The 15643-nt window shown below is 70.5% G+C and carries 14 protein-coding genes; 8 read left to right on the top strand and 6 right to left on the bottom strand.

The features are described 5' to 3' along the window. Window positions 1–5: 5 nt before the first annotated feature. Window positions 6–767: an SDR family NAD(P)-dependent oxidoreductase gene (locus ABZO31_RS10160; protein ID WP_406860797.1), complete on the top strand. Its 762-nt coding sequence runs from the start codon at window positions 6–8 to the stop codon at window positions 765–767. A gap of 10 nt (window positions 768–777) precedes the next feature. Here ABZO31_RS10160 and ABZO31_RS10165 read toward each other — a convergent pair whose 3' ends face one another. Then, on the bottom strand, window positions 778–1188 hold the full coding sequence (locus ABZO31_RS10165) for a VOC family protein (RefSeq protein ID WP_406860798.1): 411 nt from the start codon (window positions 1186–1188) through the stop codon (window positions 778–780). 126 nt (window positions 1189–1314) lie between these two features. Here ABZO31_RS10165 and ABZO31_RS10170 point away from each other — a divergent pair, with 126 nt between their 5' ends. Next, window positions 1315–1887, top strand: a complete 573-nt coding sequence (locus tag ABZO31_RS10170; protein ID WP_406860799.1) for a hypothetical protein — start codon at window positions 1315–1317, stop codon at window positions 1885–1887. A gap of 198 nt (window positions 1888–2085) precedes the next feature. After that, window positions 2086–3246 carry an alkaline phosphatase PhoX gene (locus ABZO31_RS10175; protein ID WP_406860800.1) on the top strand — a complete coding sequence of 387 codons (1161 nt, stop codon included), beginning with the start codon at window positions 2086–2088 and terminating at the stop codon, window positions 3244–3246. Here ABZO31_RS10175 and ABZO31_RS10180 read toward each other — a convergent pair. The 4 genes from ABZO31_RS10180 to ABZO31_RS10195 all read right to left on the bottom strand — a co-directional run bounded on the left by ABZO31_RS10180 (window position 3216) and on the right by ABZO31_RS10195 (window position 9366). Next, the gene (locus tag ABZO31_RS10180; RefSeq protein ID WP_406860801.1) at window positions 3216–4238 is read right to left on the bottom strand and encodes an ArsR/SmtB family transcription factor; all 1023 of its coding nucleotides are present in this window, start codon (window positions 4236–4238) and stop codon (window positions 3216–3218) included. The two genes, ABZO31_RS10175 and ABZO31_RS10180, sit on opposite strands and share 31 nt — an antisense overlap. 554 nt (window positions 4239–4792) lie before the next feature. Further along, complete coding sequence (gene ppdK, locus ABZO31_RS10185; protein ID WP_406860802.1) at window positions 4793–7504, bottom strand: pyruvate, phosphate dikinase; 2712 nt, start codon at window positions 7502–7504, stop codon at window positions 4793–4795. Between the two features lie 376 nt (window positions 7505–7880). Continuing rightward, window positions 7881–9020, bottom strand: a complete 1140-nt coding sequence (gene dusB, locus ABZO31_RS10190; RefSeq protein ID WP_406860803.1) for a tRNA dihydrouridine synthase DusB — start codon at window positions 9018–9020, stop codon at window positions 7881–7883. Window positions 9021–9189: 169 nt separating this feature from the next. Next, the gene (locus ABZO31_RS10195; RefSeq protein ID WP_406860804.1) at window positions 9190–9366 is read right to left on the bottom strand and encodes a DUF6243 family protein; all 177 of its coding nucleotides are present in this window, start codon (window positions 9364–9366) and stop codon (window positions 9190–9192) included. Between the two features lie 201 nt (window positions 9367–9567). Between ABZO31_RS10195 and ABZO31_RS10200 the strand changes: the two genes are divergently transcribed. Further along, entirely contained in the window at window positions 9568–10608 is a 1041-nt protein-coding gene (locus tag ABZO31_RS10200; protein ID WP_406860805.1) for an aldo/keto reductase, read from the top strand. A gap of 29 nt (window positions 10609–10637) precedes the next feature. Beyond that, a complete protein-coding gene (locus tag ABZO31_RS10205; protein ID WP_406860806.1) occupies window positions 10638–11225 on the top strand; it encodes a TetR family transcriptional regulator in 588 nt (195 codons plus the stop codon). A gap of 156 nt (window positions 11226–11381) precedes the next feature. Here ABZO31_RS10205 and ABZO31_RS10210 read toward each other — a convergent pair whose 3' ends face one another. Further along, on the bottom strand, window positions 11382–12761 hold the full coding sequence (locus tag ABZO31_RS10210; RefSeq protein WP_406860807.1) for a glycine--tRNA ligase: 1380 nt from the start codon (window positions 12759–12761) through the stop codon (window positions 11382–11384). A gap of 154 nt (window positions 12762–12915) precedes the next feature. Between ABZO31_RS10210 and ABZO31_RS10215 the strand changes: the two genes are divergently transcribed. From ABZO31_RS10215 to ABZO31_RS10225, 3 genes are read left to right on the top strand one after another with little or no spacing between them, the layout of a single operon-like run. After that, window positions 12916–13923 (top strand): metal ABC transporter substrate-binding protein, encoded by a 1008-nt coding sequence (locus tag ABZO31_RS10215; RefSeq protein WP_406860808.1) that lies wholly within the window; start codon window positions 12916–12918, stop codon window positions 13921–13923. Between the two features lie 28 nt (window positions 13924–13951). Then, window positions 13952–14722 (top strand): metal ABC transporter ATP-binding protein, encoded by a 771-nt coding sequence (locus tag ABZO31_RS10220; RefSeq protein ID WP_406860809.1) that lies wholly within the window; start codon window positions 13952–13954, stop codon window positions 14720–14722. 2 nt (window positions 14723–14724) lie between these two features. Next, complete coding sequence (locus tag ABZO31_RS10225) at window positions 14725–15618, top strand: metal ABC transporter permease (protein ID WP_406860810.1); 894 nt, start codon at window positions 14725–14727, stop codon at window positions 15616–15618. Window positions 15619–15643 lie beyond the last annotated feature (25 nt).

Below are 15643 nucleotides of genomic sequence, written 5' to 3' on the forward strand. Positions count from 1 at the left end.
TTCGCATGTCCACACGCTTCACCGGACGCACCGCCCTCGTCACCGGCGCCGGCAGCGGCCTCGGCCGCTCCACCGCGCTCGCCCTCGCCGCCGAGGGCGCCCGCGTCGTGGTCTCCGGGCGCACCGCCGCACCCCTGGAGGAGACAGTCGCGCTGATCGAGAAGGCCGGCGGCACGGCCGCCGCCGTCCCCGCCGACGTGTCCCGCGCCGAGGACACGAAGGAGCTGGTCCGCCGGACCGTGGAGACCTTCGGCGGCCTGGACGTCGCCGTCAACAACGCCGGGATCTTCCGCGGCGGCGCCTCGACCGCGGACTTCGCCCTCGGTGACTGGCAGGCCCTGCTCGACACCAACGTCACCGGCGTCCTGAACTCGCTCCAGGCCGAGATCGCCCACATGCGGGCCAACGGCGGCGGGGCGATCGTCAACGTCTCCTCGAACCTGGGCGCCCATGTCCGGTTCCCCGGGCTGGTCGGCTACCAGGTGTCGAAGGCCGCCGTGTCCGCCCTGACCCGTGCCGCCGCGCTCGACCACATCGGCGACGGCATCCGGATCAACGCGGTCAGCCCCGGCGCGGCGGAGTCCGCCATGTCGCTGAGGCCGGGCGAGACCGAGGCCGAGCGGGAGGTCCGGATGACGTCCGAGTCCCCGCTGGGCCGGATCTCGTCGGGTGCGGAGGTCGCGGCGGCCGTGCTGTACCTGGCCTCGGACGACGCCGGCTCGGTCGTCGGCACGGACCTGGTGATCGACGGCGGCGTCTCCGCCTGACGCGGCGGGCTCAGCCCTCGACGACGGCCGGGTCCATCCACATGAACTCCCAGTGGTGGCCGTCGGGGTCGGTGAAGGAACGGCCGTACATGGTGCCGTAGTCCATGGGCTCCTTCGCGTCCGTGGCGCCGGCGGCCAGCGCCCCGTCCACCAGCTCGTCGACCTTCGCCCGGCTCTCCGCGCTCAGCCCGACCAGGACCTCGGTCGACCTCGACGCGTCGGCGATCTCCTTCCCGGGCTTGGTGAACTCCTTGAACTTCTCCTCGGTCAGCAGCATCGCGAAGATCGTGTCGCTGATGACCATGCAGGCGGCGGTCTCGTCGGTGAACTGCGGGTTGAAGGTGTAGCCGACCTTGTTCCAGAAGGCCTTCGACGCGTCGAGGTCCTTGACCGGCAGGTTCACGAAGATCATCTGAGGCATGGCGTGGTCTCTCTCTTCCGGGATGTCTCGCTCGTGTCGCGCTGTCGAAGGGGTAGACGGAGGGGCCGCGGCGAACTCATCGGTCTCCCGGAGAAAACTTCCGGGAAGTTGGCTAGCTTCGGATCCATGAGCCCCGCAGGCAGGAAGATCACCGAGAAATTGTCGGACGACGCCCTGACCGCCGCCACCGGGAAGGGCTGGGCCGAATGGTTCGCCCTGCTCGACGCCTGGGGCGCGGCCGGGCAGGGCCACACGGCGATCGCCCGCCATCTGGTGGACGGACACGGCGTCGGCGGCTGGTACGCCCAGTCGATCACCGTGGGCTACGAGCAGGAGCGCGGGCTGCGCCAGGTCGGCCAGTCGTCGGGCGGCGACTGGCAGGCGAGCGTCAGCAGGACCGTGGCCGCCCCGGCCGAGCGCTGCTCCGCCGCCTTCGCCGACGAGGAGCTGCGGCTGCGCTGGCTCCCGGTCGGCGAGCTGGCGGTACGGACGCACCGCCCGGGAAAGTCCCTGACCGCGGACTGGGACGGCGGCGCCGGCCGCCTCGCCGTCCACTTCACCCCGATGGGCGAGGCGAAGACCCGGATCGGCCTCGGCCACACGGGTCTCCCGGACGCGGAGGCGGTCATCACGTACAAGGACTTCTGGCGCGAGCACCTCACCGAACTCAAGGCTCTGCTCGAGTCGGAGCGGCCCTAGCGGCCGGCGACGAGCGGGCTCGGCGACCGGCGACCAGCGGCCCTGACGACCGGCGACGCCCCTCGACGGGGAACCGACGCTTCCCCTTCACCGCTCGTTGCTGCCCCGTCAATTCCGCACTTCTAGGTTCCTCAGTCGCGCGACCCCTGTCGCCCGACCGGACGGCGGGGGCGGTCACACCCCAACTGGAGTGAAGACGTGGAGCGACGCAGTTTCCTGCGCGGAGCGGTCATCGGCACCTCGGCGGCGGCCTTCGGCGGCACGCTGATGCGCGGCGCGGCCTACGCGGCCCCGGCCCAGCCCGGCTCCGGCCCCTACGGGGCCCTCGGCGCGGCGGACGCCAACGGCATCCAGCTGCCCAGCGGATTCACCAGCCGGGTCATCGCCCGGTCCGGCCAGACGGTCAGCGGCACCTCCTACACCTGGCACAACGCGCCCGACGGCGGCGCCTGTTTCGCGGACGGCACCGGCTGGATCTACGTGTCCAACTCGGAGATCTCCTCGACCGGTGGCGCGAGCGCCGTCAAGTTCAACTCGTCGGGGACGGTCACCTCCGCCTACCGCATCCTGTCCAACACCAACCGCAACTGCGCGGGCGGCGCCACCCCGTGGAACACCTGGCTGTCCTGCGAGGAGGTGGACACCGGGTACGTCTACGAGACCGACCCGTGGGGTGTGAACGCCGCCGTCCGCCGCGCCGCCATGGGGCGCTTCAACCACGAGGCCGCCGCTGCCGACCCGGTCCGGCAGGTGATCTACCTGACCGAGGACAAGTCGGACGGCTGCTTCTACCGGTTCATCCCCTCCTCCTGGGGCAACCTCTCCGCCGGCACGCTCCAGGTACTGAAGGGCGGCACCGGTACCTCGGGCTCCTTCACCTGGGCGAACGTCCCCGACCCGGACGGCTCCCCCACCCCCACCCGCGACCAGGTCTCCGGTGCCAAGCTCTTCAACGGCGGTGAGGGCTGTCACTACGCCAACGACACCGTCTGGTTCACCACCAAGGGCGACAACCGCGTGTGGCAGATCAACCTCGCCAACAGCACGTACGAACTCGCCTACGACGACTCGCTCGTGGTCGGCGGCGGCGCCCCGCTCACCGGCGTGGACAACGTCACCGGCTCGTCCTCCGGCGACCTGTTCATCGCCGAGGACGGCGGCAACATGGAGATCTGCATCATCACGCCGGACGACGTGGTCGCGCCGTTCCTGCGGATCAACGGCCAGTCCAGCTCCGAGATCTGCGGACCGGCCTTCTCGCCGAACGGCAGCCGGCTGTACTTCTCCAGCCAGCGCGGCACCACCGGCAGCTCCTCCGGCGGCATCACCTACGAGGTGACCGGCCCGTTCCGCGCGTAACACACCGCGCCCCGGACGGCGTCGCCCAGCAGGGCGGCGCCCAACGGGGTCAGGGTGTGCAGCACCGCGTTGCCGTGCCGGAGGGTGGAGACCAGGCCGGCCTCGCGGAGCACCCCGGCATGCTGGCTCGCCGAGGCGAGGGACACCCCCGCCCGGCGGGCCAGCTCGCTCGTGGTGCTGCCGTCGCCGACCGCGCGCAGCACCTCGGAGCGGGTCTGGCCGACCAGCTTGGCCAGGGACGGCCCGCCCGGCTGGCTCACCGCCGGCGACTCGCTGTGGGTGACCGGGTAGACCAGGACCGGCGGCAGCAGCGGGTCGCGCAGCACGACCGCGGTCCCGCGGCAGAAGTACGAGGGCTGGAGCAGCAGCCCGCGGCCGTCCAGGTGGATGTCGCGGTCGGCCGGGTAGTCGGCCTCCAGGACGGGGGCGTGCCAGCGCAGCATCGGCGGGAGGGTGGCGAGGAGTTCGTCGGCGCCGCCGTCGAGCACGGCCCGGCCGCGGACGGCGCGGTCGGCGTCGACCCGGGCCTGCACCCGGGGCCAGTAGGGCGCGATGGCCGCGCGGTGGTACCCGCGCAGCGCGTCGACGAGGCGGCCCAGCGACTCGGGGCGGCCCTCGGCGAGTCCGGCGAGGGCGCCGGGCAGGGAGCCGTCGGTGCGGCCGGCGCGCGTGGTGGCGAGCAGCCCCAGTTCGCCGCGGATCCGCGCGGCGGGGGTGGCGCGCAGCGCCTGGAGACCCTCGTCGAGGCCGTGGACGCCCTCCGTGGGCGTCAGGAAGTCGGGGAAATACCCGCGTCCGGGGACCAGTGCCGCCAGCAGTCGTGTTTCACTGTTCAACCGCTTCCGGGTGGTCGTCCGCCATTCCCGGTAGACCGTGGAGCCGCGTCGGTCTCTCAATCGATGAAAGCTGAGAATCGTTTCCCACAGAACGTCCGGCCGGGCGGCCATCCGCACCCCGGCGAGATCGTCCCCGGTGAAATGAATACGCAGCATGGAACCCACCCCTGTGCACTCGCAATCGCCCCCCGCGACGAGTATGCATGCCATCACAGGACGTTACCAGGGCCTTTAAGCCACAGTTGAAACGCATCGCGGCGGAGCGGCCGGAAACGAAAGGCTGTGCGGTGTCGGGCAGGAAACCTTCAGGACCGAGGTGGCGCGGCGAGGACCGTGGGGGGCTTCGCGCGTCCGGCGGCGGTCGGTGAAGGTTGCGGCTCACTTGCCCGGCACGGGTAATGGGCGCGGCCCCCGGGTGGGGATCCAGGGGCCGCGCCCCGCCCTCCCGTTTGCGGGACGAATGGCGGAAACCCATCAAAAGCTTCTGATGCGAGACCGCACCGGAAATTACTCCGGAGTTCAACAGGCCAGAATTCAACCGGCCGCGAACGAACACGAGCCGACATTTCGCAACGGGATAAAAACGACGGGGCGGACACCTCCGCACAAGGTGTCCGCCCCGTCTCTCCTGCTGTCCGGAGCCGCCGCCCATCGGTTTGAGGGTCGGGGACGAGCGACGGCTCCGGGGTCTTCTGTTACTGAATGGCCGATCAGCGGCTGTCGGAGCCGGCCGAGCCGGCCGCCGCACGGCCCGCCTCCAGGCGCGCCACCGGGATCCGGAACGGCGAGCAGGAGACGTAGTCGAGACCGACCTCGTGGAAGAAGTGCACCGACTCCGGGTCACCGCCGTGCTCGCCGCAGACTCCGAGCTTGATGTCCGGGCGGGTGGCCCGGCCGGCCTCGACCGCGGAGCGGACCAGGGCGCCCACGCCGTCCTTGTCGATGGTCTCGAACGGGCTGACGCCGAAGATGCCCTTCTCCAGGTACGCGGTGAAGAAGCTGGCCTCCACGTCGTCACGGGAGAAGCCCCACACCGTCTGGGTCAGGTCGTTGGTGCCGAAGGAGAAGAACTCCGCGGCCTCGGCGATCTGACCGGCGGTCACCGCGGCGCGCGGCAGCTCGATCATGGTGCCGAGCGCGAGCTTCAGCTCGACGCCGGTCTGCGCCGAGACCTCGGCGATGACCTGCTCGGCGTCCTCGCGGACGATCTCCAGCTCCTGCACCGTGCCGACCAGCGGGATCATGATCTCGGCGCGCGGGTCGCCCTTGGCGTCCATGCGCTGGGCGGCGGCCTCGGCGATCGCCCGGACCTGCATGGTGAACAGACCGGGGATGACCAGGCCGAGACGGACGCCGCGCAGACCCAGCATCGGGTTCTGCTCGTGCAGCCGGTGCACGGCCTGGAGCAGGCGCAGGTCGTTCTCGTGCGGCTCCTTGCGGGCCTCGGCGAGCGCGACGCGCACCGACAGCTCGGTGATGTCGGGCAGGAACTCGTGCAGCGGCGGGTCTAGCAGGCGGACCGTGACGGGCAGGCCGTCCATGGCCTCGAAGAGCTCGACGAAGTCCTTCTTCTGCAGCGGGAGCAGGGCCTTCAGCGCCTCGGCGCGCTCCTCGTCGGTGTCGGCGAGGATCAGCTTCTCGACCATCTCGCGGCGCTCGCCGAGGAACATGTGCTCCGTGCGGCACAGGCCGATGCCCTGGGCGCCGAAGCGGCGGGCGCGGGCGGCGTCCTCGGCGTTGTCGGCGTTGGCGCGCACGCGCAGGCGGCGTACTCGGTCCGCGTACGACATGATCCGGTGCACGGCCTGGACCAGCTCGTCGGCGTCGTCGGCGCCGGCGTGCATGCGGCCCTCGAAGTACTCGACGACCGGCGACGGCACGACGGGCACCTCGCCGACGTACACCTTGCCGGTGGAGCCGTCGATGGAGACGACGTCGCCCTCCTCGATCACCACGCCGGAGGCGGTGGTCATCCGGCGGCGCTTGGTGTCGACCTCGAGCTCCTCGGCGCCGCAGACACAGGTCTTGCCCATGCCGCGGGCGACGACGGCGGCGTGCGAGGTCTTGCCGCCGCGCGAGGTCAGGATGCCCTCGGCGGCGATCATGCCGTCCAGGTCGTCCGGGTTGGTCTCACGGCGGATCAGGATGACCTTCTCGCCGGAGCGCGACCACTTGACGGCCGTGTACGAGTCGAAGACGGCCTTGCCGACCGCCGCGCCCGGGGAGGCGGCGATGCCGCGGCCGATCTGCTCGACCTTCGCGTCCTCGTCGAACTTCGGGAACATCAGCTGGGCGAGCTGCGCGCCGGTGACGCGCTGCAGCGCCTCGGCGTCGTCGATCAGGCCCTGGTCCACGAGCTGGGTGGCGATGCGGAAGGCGGCGCCGGCGGTGCGCTTGCCGACCCGGGTCTGCAGCATCCACAGCTGGCCGCGCTCGATGGTGAACTCGATGTCGCACAGGTCCTTGTAGTGCGTCTCGAGGGTCTCCATGATCTGCATCAGCTGGTCGTACGACTTCTTGTCGATCGACTCGAGCTCCGCGAGCGGCACGGTGTTGCGGATACCGGCGACGACGTCCTCGCCCTGCGCGTTCTGCAGGTAGTCGCCGTAGACGCCCTGGTGGCCGGAGGCGGGGTCGCGGGTGAAGGCGACGCCGGTGCCGGAGTCCGGGCCGAGGTTGCCGAAGACCATGGAGCAGACGTTGACCGCGGTGCCCAGGTCGCCCGGGATGCGCTCCTGTCGGCGGTACAGCTTCGCGCGGTCGGTGTTCCAGGAGTTGAAGACCGCCTCGATGGCGAGATCCATCTGCTCGCGCGGGTCCTGCGGGAAGTCGCGGCCGGTCGCGTCCTTCACGATCGCCTTGAACCGCTCGACGACCTTCTTCAGGTCGGCGGCGTCCAGGTCGGTGTCGCTGGAGACCTTCTTGGCCTCCTTGGCCTCGTCGAGGGCCTCCTCGAAGAGCTCGCCGTCGACGTCGAGGACGGTCTTGCCGAACATCTGGATCAGCCGGCGGTACGAGTCCCAGGCGAACCGCTCGTTGTCGGCCTGGGCGGCCAGACCTGCGACGGAGTCGTCGGACAGGCCGATGTTGAGGACCGTGTCCATCATGCCGGGCATGGAGAACTTGGCGCCGGAACGCACCGAGACGAGGAGCGGGTTGTCGGCCTGGCCGAGCTTCTTGCCCATCTGCTGCTCGAGGGCGTCGAGGTGCGCGCTGACCTCGTCGCGGAGCTCGGCCGGCTCGGCGCCGGACTCGAGGTAGACCTTGCAGGCCTCGGTGGTGATCGTGAAGCCGGGAGGAACCGGCAGGCCGAGGTTGGTCATCTCGGCCAGGTTCGCGCCCTTGCCGCCGAGCAGGTCCTTCAGGTCCCTGTTGCCCTCGGTGAAGTCGTACACGAACTTCTGATCTTTGTTTTCCGACACGGGTCTCGACTCCTCGAGGACTCGGTGGCTGCCCTGACGGCGAGGAACATACCCAGATCGAAGGCGTCTGGGTACGTACGCCTGCCCGTCATGAGGCCTTAACCACCCGTCCGCCACCAGATCCAATGTTTCCGGCGAGTAGCCGAATGCTTCAACCGTCGAAGGCCGCTTGACCCGATAGAGAGAATAGACGCTCACATGAGCGGCATTCGGAGCAGTTGTGTTCAACTCTTGAACGCAAAGGGGTGGCACTGAGTGCCACCCCTTTTGAAAGGTGCAGTCATCCGAAACCGCTCATCTGAGCGTAACCCCGATCAGGGGTGGCGAGAATCACGCCGCCGGAACGACCGGATTCTCGCCATCCGGACCGGAATTCTCAGCCTCCGGAGGTGTCCAGCTCGGCGTCCGCCGACACCACCGCGGAGCAGTCGTACGGGTCCTTCAACCAGCCGTCCGGCAGAACCACGCGATTGTTGCCCGAGGTCCGGCCGCGCGGGCCGTCGGCTCCGGCCGGCCAGGACTGGTCCAGGTCGAGCTCGCTCAATTGAGCGCGCAGTTCGTCCAGGGACGAGGTGATCGCGAGCCGCTTGCGCATCTCGGATCCGACCGCGAAGCCCTTGAGGTACCAGGCGACGTGCTTGCGGAAGTCGATGACACCCCGTGTCTCGTCGCCGATCCACTCGCCGAGCAGCGTCGCGTGCCGCACCATCACGTCGGCGACCTGCCGCAGCCCCGGGGTCGCATACTCTCCCGCGCCCTCGAAGCCGGCCACCAGGTCGCCGAAGAGCCACGGCCGGCCCAGGCAGCCGCGGCCCACCACGACGCCGTCGCAGCCGGTCTCGCGCATCATGCGCAGGGCGTCGTCGGCGGACCAGATGTCGCCGTTGCCGAGCACCGGGATCTCCGGGACGTGCTCCTTGAGCCGGGCGATGGCGTCCCAGTCCGCGGTGCCGCCGTAGTGCTGCGCCGCCGTGCGGCCGTGCAGCGCGATGGCGGTGACGCCCTCCTCGACGGCGATCCGGCCCGCGTCCAGGTACGTGAGGTGGTCGTCGTCGATGCCCTTGCGCATCTTCATGGTGACCGGCAGGTCGCCCGCGTTGCCCACGGCCTCGTTGAGGATCGCGCGCAGCAGCGGCCGCTTGAACGGCAGCGCGGAGCCGCCGCCCTTGCGGGTCACCTTGGGGACGGGGCAGCCGAAGTTCAGGTCGATGTGGTCGGCGAGGTCCTCGTCGACGATCATCCGCACGGCCTTGCCGACCGTGACCGGGTCGACGCCGTACAGCTGGATGGACCGCGGCTTCTCCGTCTCGTCGAAGTGGATCAGCTGCATGGTCTTCTCGTTGCGCTCGACCAGCGCCCGCGTCGTGATCATCTCGCTCACGAAGAGCCCCTTGCCGCCGGAGAACTCGCGGCAGAGCGTGCGGAAGGGGGCATTGGTGATGCCCGCCATCGGGGCGAGCACCACCGGGGGCTGCACGATGTGCGGCCCGATGGCGAGGGGAGAGAACGCGGTCATCCAGCCATTGTCACCCATCCGCAGCACGCTCCGGGGGCTCCGCAGGGGAGGGCCGGGACACACGGGGGCGCCGGGACGCACGTGGGCCCCGGGCCGCACGTGCCCCCGGACACACGGGAGCCCCGGGTCACTCGGTGACCCGGGGCTCTGACGTGGGGAAGAGGCGGGACTAGGAGGCGTCGCCGCCCTGCGCACGCTCGCGCATCTTCTTCAGCAGCTCCGCCTTCTGGTCCGCGGCCGCCTTGCGGTCGGCTCCGCGGCCCTGACCGGCGCCGTGCTGGTCGGCGCGGGACAGCTTCTTTCGCTGTCCGCCGACGCCGAGGAGGTTGTTCCGGCCCTTGGACATGGGTTCTCCCATCGGTGGGACGTGGATCGGGGTCGTGTCCGGCGTCGGGCGGGCTCGTGGCCCGCCGCGCTCTCACTCGTAGATCTGGAAGAACGAAGACATGCCGAGGACGCTACCCCGCCGGGACGACCCGGGCACCTGGTTTTCCCGAACGAGTGACAAACATTGAAATCTGTCATCCGTCATGCCATAGTCGATTCCATGGACACCACGAACGCGCACACGACCGCACGCACCCTCCCCACCCGCAGGCTCGGCGCCACCGGCCCCGAGGTCTCCGTCCTCGGTCTCGGCTGCATGGGCATGTCCGCGCTGTACGGCGAGGCCGACCGCGCCGAGTCGATCGCGACGATCCACGCGGCGCTCGACGCCGGCGTGACGCTGCTCGACACCGGCGACTTCTACGGGATGGGGCACAACGAGCTCCTGATCGACGAGGCCCTGCGCACCGCGCCCGCCGGGGCGCGGGAGCGGGCGCTGACCAGCGTGAAGTTCGGCGCGCTGCGCACCGTCGAGGGCGGCTTCACCGGGTACGACGGCCGTCCGGCCGCGGTGAAGAACTTCGCGGCGTACTCGCTGCAGCGCCTCGGCGCCGACCACATCGACGTGTACCGGATCGCCCGCGTCGACCCGGACGTGCCGATCGAGGAGACGGTCGGGGCGATCGCCGAGCTGGTCGAGGCCGGCCATGTGCGGCACATCGGCCTCTCCGAGGTCGGCGCGGACACCCTGCGCCGGGCGGCCGCGGTCGCCCCGATCGCCGACCTGCAGATCGAGTACTCGCTGATATCCCGCGGTATCGAGGAGAAGATCCTGCCGACCGCGCGCGAGCTGGGCATCGGCATCACGGCGTACGGCGTGCTGTCGCGCGGACTGATCAGCGGCCACTTCAGCGGCGACCGCGCGCTCGCCCCGGGCGACTTCCGCGGCATGAGCCCGCGCTTCCAGGGGGAGAACCTGCGGCACAACCTCGACCTGGTCGAGCGGCTGCGCGAGGTTGCCGGGCGCAAGGGCGCCACGGTGGCGCAGACCGCGATCGCCTGGGTGCTGAGCCGCGGCGAGGACATCGTCCCGCTGGTCGGCGCGCGTCGCCGGGACCGGCTGGGGGAGGCGCTGGGCGCGCTGGACGTGACGCTGGACGCGGCGGACCTGGCGGCGATCGAGGAGGCCGTGCCGGCGGGAGCGGCGGCCGGGGACCGCTACCCGCAGGCCCAGATGGCGCACCTGGACAGCGAGCACTGAGGGGGAGCACTGACAGGTACCGTCATTCCATGGCTGCCACCGAAACCCTCACCGCAGAGCGCATCCTCGAAGCCACCGAGGAGGTGCTGCGCCGCTACGGCCCAGCGAAGGCGACCGTGGTGGACGTGGCCCGGGCGCTGGGTGTGAGTCACGGCAGCGTCTACCGCCACTTCCGTACGAAGGCGGCGCTGCGCGAGGCGGTGACCGAGCGGTGGCTGTCGCGTACGGAGGTCATGCTCGCGGAGCTGACCGGCGCCGCGGGGCGGCCGGCGCCGGAGAAGCTGAAGGACTGGTTCGCGGCGCTCTTCGAGGCGAAGCGGCACAAGGCCGGCGACGACCCGGAGCTCTTCGCCACATACAGCGTGCTGATCGACGAGAACAGCGGCGTGGTCGACCGGCACCTGGAGGTGCTGGTCGGACAGGTCCGCACGGTGGTCGAGGAGGGCGTGCGGGAGGGCGAGTTCACCGCCCCCGAGCCGGACGCCACGGCCCGGGCGCTGTTCAGCGCGACCGCCCACTTCCACGACCCTGCGTACGCGCCGGAGTGGCGCAAGCCCACGGTGGACGCCGAGTTCGACGCGGTGGTCGGTCTGCTCCTGCGCGGGCTCCGCGCCTGAGGCCCGGTACTCCCGGCGACCCTGGCAGTCCCTGCAGTCCCTGCAGTCCCGGCAGTCCCGGCAGTCCCGGCAGTCCCGGCAGTCCCGGCAGTGGCAACGCGAAAGCCCCCGGTTCCGAGGTGCGGAACCGGGGGCGTTCGTTTCTGCAGGCGGGAATCAGCAGCCGAGGAGGCGGCTGGCGAGGTAGCCCTGGATCTGGTCCAGGGAGACGCGCTCCTGCTTCATGGTGTCGCGCTCGCGCACGGTCACGGCGTTGTCGTCGAGGGTGTCGAAGTCGACGGTGACGCAGAACGGGGTGCCGATCTCGTCCTGGCGGCGGTAACGGCGGCCGATGGCGCCGGCGTCGTCGAACTCGATGTTCCAGTTCTGCCGCAGGTCCGCCGCGAGGCCCTTGGCCTTCGGGGAGAGCTGGGCGTTGCGGGACAGCGGGAGCACGGCGACCTTGACCGGGGCCAGGCGGTGGTCGAGGCGCAGCACGGTGCGCTTCTCCATGACGCCCTTGGCGTTCGGGGCCTCGTCCTCGTTGTACGCGTCGAGCAGGAAGGCCAGCATGGTGCGGCCGACGCCGGCGGCGGGCTCGATGACGTACGGCGTGTAGCGCTCGCCCTCCGCGTCCAGGTAGGTCAGGTTGGCGCCGGAGGCCTTGGCGTGCGCGTTCAGGTCGTAGTCGGTGCGGTTGGCGACGCCCTCGAGCTCGCCCCACTCGCTGCCGCCGAACTGGAAGCGGTACTCGATGTCGGCGGTGCGCTTCGAGTAGTGGGAGAGCTTCTCCTGCGGGTGCTCGAACCAGCGCATGTTCTCCTCACGGAGACCCAGGCCGGTGTACCAGTTCCAGCGCTGCTCCATCCAGTACTCGTGCCACGTCTCGTCCTCGCCCGGCTTGACGAAGAACTCCATCTCCATCTGCTCGAACTCGCGGGTGCGGAAGATGAAGTTGCCCGGGGTGATCTCGTTCCGGAAGGACTTGCCCATCTGCGCGATGCCGAACGGGACCTTCTTGCGCGAGGTGGTGTGCACCTGGGCGAAGTTGGTGAAGATGCCCTGGGCGGTCTCGGGACGCAGGTAGGCGACGGAGCCGCTGTCCTGGGTCGGGCCGAGGTGGGTGGAGAGCAGGCCGGAGAACTGCTTCGGCTCGGTGAAGGTGCCCTTGTTGCCGCAGTTGGGGCAGTTGAGGTCGACGAGGCCGTTCGCGGGGAGGCGGCCGTGCTTCTCCTCGTACGCCTCCTCCAGGTGGTCGGCGCGGTAGCGCTTGTGACAGGAGGTGCACTCGGTCAGCGGGTCCGTGAAGGTGGCGACGTGACCGGAGGCCTCCCAGACCTCGGTGGCCAGGATCACGGACGAGTCGATGCCGACGACGTCCTCGCGCGCGGTGACCATGTAACGCCACCACTGACGCTTGATGTTCTCCTTGAGCTCGACACCCAGCGGTCCGTAGTCCCAGGCGGCGCGCTGGCCGCCGTAGATCTCGCTGCAGGGGTAGACGAAGCCACGGCGCTTGCTCAGGCTGACGATGGTGTCGATCTTGTCGGCGGCCACGGTGCTCTCTTCACTACAAGGTGGGCGGGCGAATGCCTCAGGGTAGCGGCGGGCGCACCCCCCGGATCAAATCGGGAGGGGGGTTCCGAGGGGCGCGGAGTGTGCTCAGCTGCTTTGTTGACAATCGTTTCCAGTTTTGTTGAAAATGACTGTCATGAACGTACGCCGCCTCATACCCTCCACCGCCCTCGCCGGAGCCGTCGCGCTCGGCCTCGTCTCCCTCTCCGCCTGCGGCGGCACCTCCGACGCCGCCGACAAGGGCGGCGACGGCAAGCTCGACGTGGTGGCGTCGTTCTACCCGATGCAGTTCCTGGCCGAGAGGATCGGCGGGGACCACGTCTCCGTCCAGACTCTCACCAAGCCCGGCGTCGAGCCGCACGACCTGGAGCTCAAGCCCAGCCAGATAGGCGAGCTCTCCGAAGCCGACGTCGTCTTCTTCCTGAAGGGTGTCCAGCCCGCCGTCGACGAGGCCATCGAGCAGGCCGGGGTGAAGCACACCGTCGACGCCGCCACCCTCACCGAGCTGGAGGACCACGGCACCGCCGAGGAGCACGACCACGGCGGCGAGTCCGCCGAGGAGCACGCGGAGCACGCGGAAGAAGGCAAGGGCGGGCACGCGGACGAGCACGGCTCCGAGGCCGGCGGCGACCCCCACGTCTGGCTCGACCCGGTGAAGTACGCCGAGGTCGCCAAGGGCTTCGGCGCGGCCCTGAAGAAGGCCGACCCGGACCATGCCGCCGACTACCAGAAGAACACCGACGCCCTGGTGAAGCAGCTCGGCGGACTGGACTCCGCCTTCGAGCAGGGGCTGAAGACCACCTCCACCAAGACGTTCATCACCACCCACTCCGCCTTCGGCTACCTCGCCGAGCGCTACGGCCTGGACCAGGAGGGCATCCAGGGCCTCGACCCCGAGTCAGAGCCCAGCCCCGCCCGGATCAAGGAGCTCCAGGACACCGCAGAGCAGGAGAAGGTCACCACCGTCTTCTTCGAGACCCTCGCCAGCGACAAGACCGCCAAGACCCTCGCGAAGGACACCGGTCTGAAGACCGACGTCCTGGACCCGCTGGAGGGAATCACCGACAGGTCCAAGGGCGATGACTACTTCGAGGTCATGCAGGCCAACCTCACCGCGCTGAAGAAGGCCCTCGGCGCGAAGTGATCCACGCACAGCACAGCAGGAGGCACCCGTGAGCGCGACGCCGACACCCGTCATATCCGTCCGCGGCGCCACCGCCGCCCTCGGCGCCCGCCCCGTCCTGCGCGGCGTCGACCTCACCGTCGGCCGCGGCGAGGTCGTCGCCCTGCTCGGCGCCAACGGCTCCGGCAAGTCCACCGCCGTCCGCTCCGTCATCGGCCAGGTCCCGCTGACCGGCGGCACCGTCGAGCTGTTCGGCACCGATCTGCGGAAGTTCCGCGACTGGGCCCGCGTCGGCTACGTGCCCCAGCGGACCACCGCCGCCAGCGGAGTCCCCGCCACCATCCGCGAGGTCGTCGCCTCCGGCCGGCTCTCCCGCCGCAGGTTCGGCTTCCTCGGCAGGGCCGACAAGGCCGCCGTCGAGCGGGCCATCGCCCTCGTCGGCCTCGCCGACCGCGCCAGGGACTCCGTCTCCGCCCTCTCCGGCGGCCAGCACCAGCGCGTGCTGATCGCCCGCGCCCTCGCCTCCGAGCCCGAGTTGCTGATCATGGACGAGCCGATGGCCGGCGTCGACCTGGCCAGCCAGGAGGTCCTCGCCGACACCCTGCGCGAGCAGGTCGCCCGCGGCTCGTCCGTCCTCCTCGTCCTGCACGAACTCGGCCCCCTGGAGCCCCTGATCGACCGCGCCGTCGTCCTGCGCGACGGCTGCGTCGTGCACGACGGCCCGCCGCCGCAGGCCGTCGGCCAGCACGCGCTCCCCGGCCACGACCACGTCCACCCCCACGCGGCCGACGAGCCGCTCCGCACCGGACTGCTGAGCTGATCATGGAATTCCTCGAGCCCGCCTTCATGCAACGGGCGCTCCTCGCGGCCGTCCTCGTCGGCATCACCGCCCCGGCCGTCGGCATCTTCCTCGTCCAGCGCCGCCAGGCGCTCATGGGCGACGGCATCGGCCACGTCGCCATGACCGGTGTCGGCCTCGGCTTCCTGATGTCGACCAGCCCCGTGTGGACGGCCACGCTCGTCGCCATCGCCGGCGCGGTCGTCATGGAGCTGATCCGGGCGTACGGCCGCACCCGCGGCGACATCGCCCTGTCCCTGCTCTTCTACGGCGGCATGGCCGGCGGTGTGGTCCTGATCGACCTCGCCGACGGCTCCAACGCCAGCCTGCTGTCGTACCTCTTCGGCTCGCTGTCGACGGTCTCGGAGGAGGACGTCACCGCGATCGCGCTGCTCGCCGCCTTCGTCGTCCTGGTCACCGTGGGCCTGCGCCGGCAGCTGTTCGCGGTCAGCCAGGACGAGGAGTTCGCCCGGGTCACCGGCCTTCCGGTGCGCTTCCTGAACCTGCTGATCGCCGTCACCGCCGCGATCACCGTCACCGTCGCCATGCGGGTCGTCGGCCTGCTCCTGGTCAGCGCCCTGATGGTGGTCCCGGTCGCCGCCGCCCAGCAGCTCTCCCGGTCCTTCCGCGCGACCTTCGTGCTCGCCGTCCTGATCGGCACCGGCGTCACCCTCGCCGGCACCGTCACCACGTACTACCAGGACGTCTCCCCCGGCGCGACGATCGTGCTGTACGCGATCGGGGCCTTCGTCGTCACCACGGCGCTCGCCGCCCCGCTGGCCAGGCGCAGGGCCCGGCGGGCCGCCGCCACCGCGGCCGCCGCCTGCGACGTGGCCGTACCGGGCACGCGGAGGTCCGCGGACGACGTCACGGTCTAGCCGCCTGGCAGAATGGCAGCGGCAT

The sequence above is a fragment of the Streptomyces solicamelliae genome (assembly GCF_045348655.1).
In the GTDB taxonomy this organism is placed as follows: domain Bacteria; phylum Actinomycetota; class Actinomycetes; order Streptomycetales; family Streptomycetaceae; genus Streptomyces; species Streptomyces solicamelliae.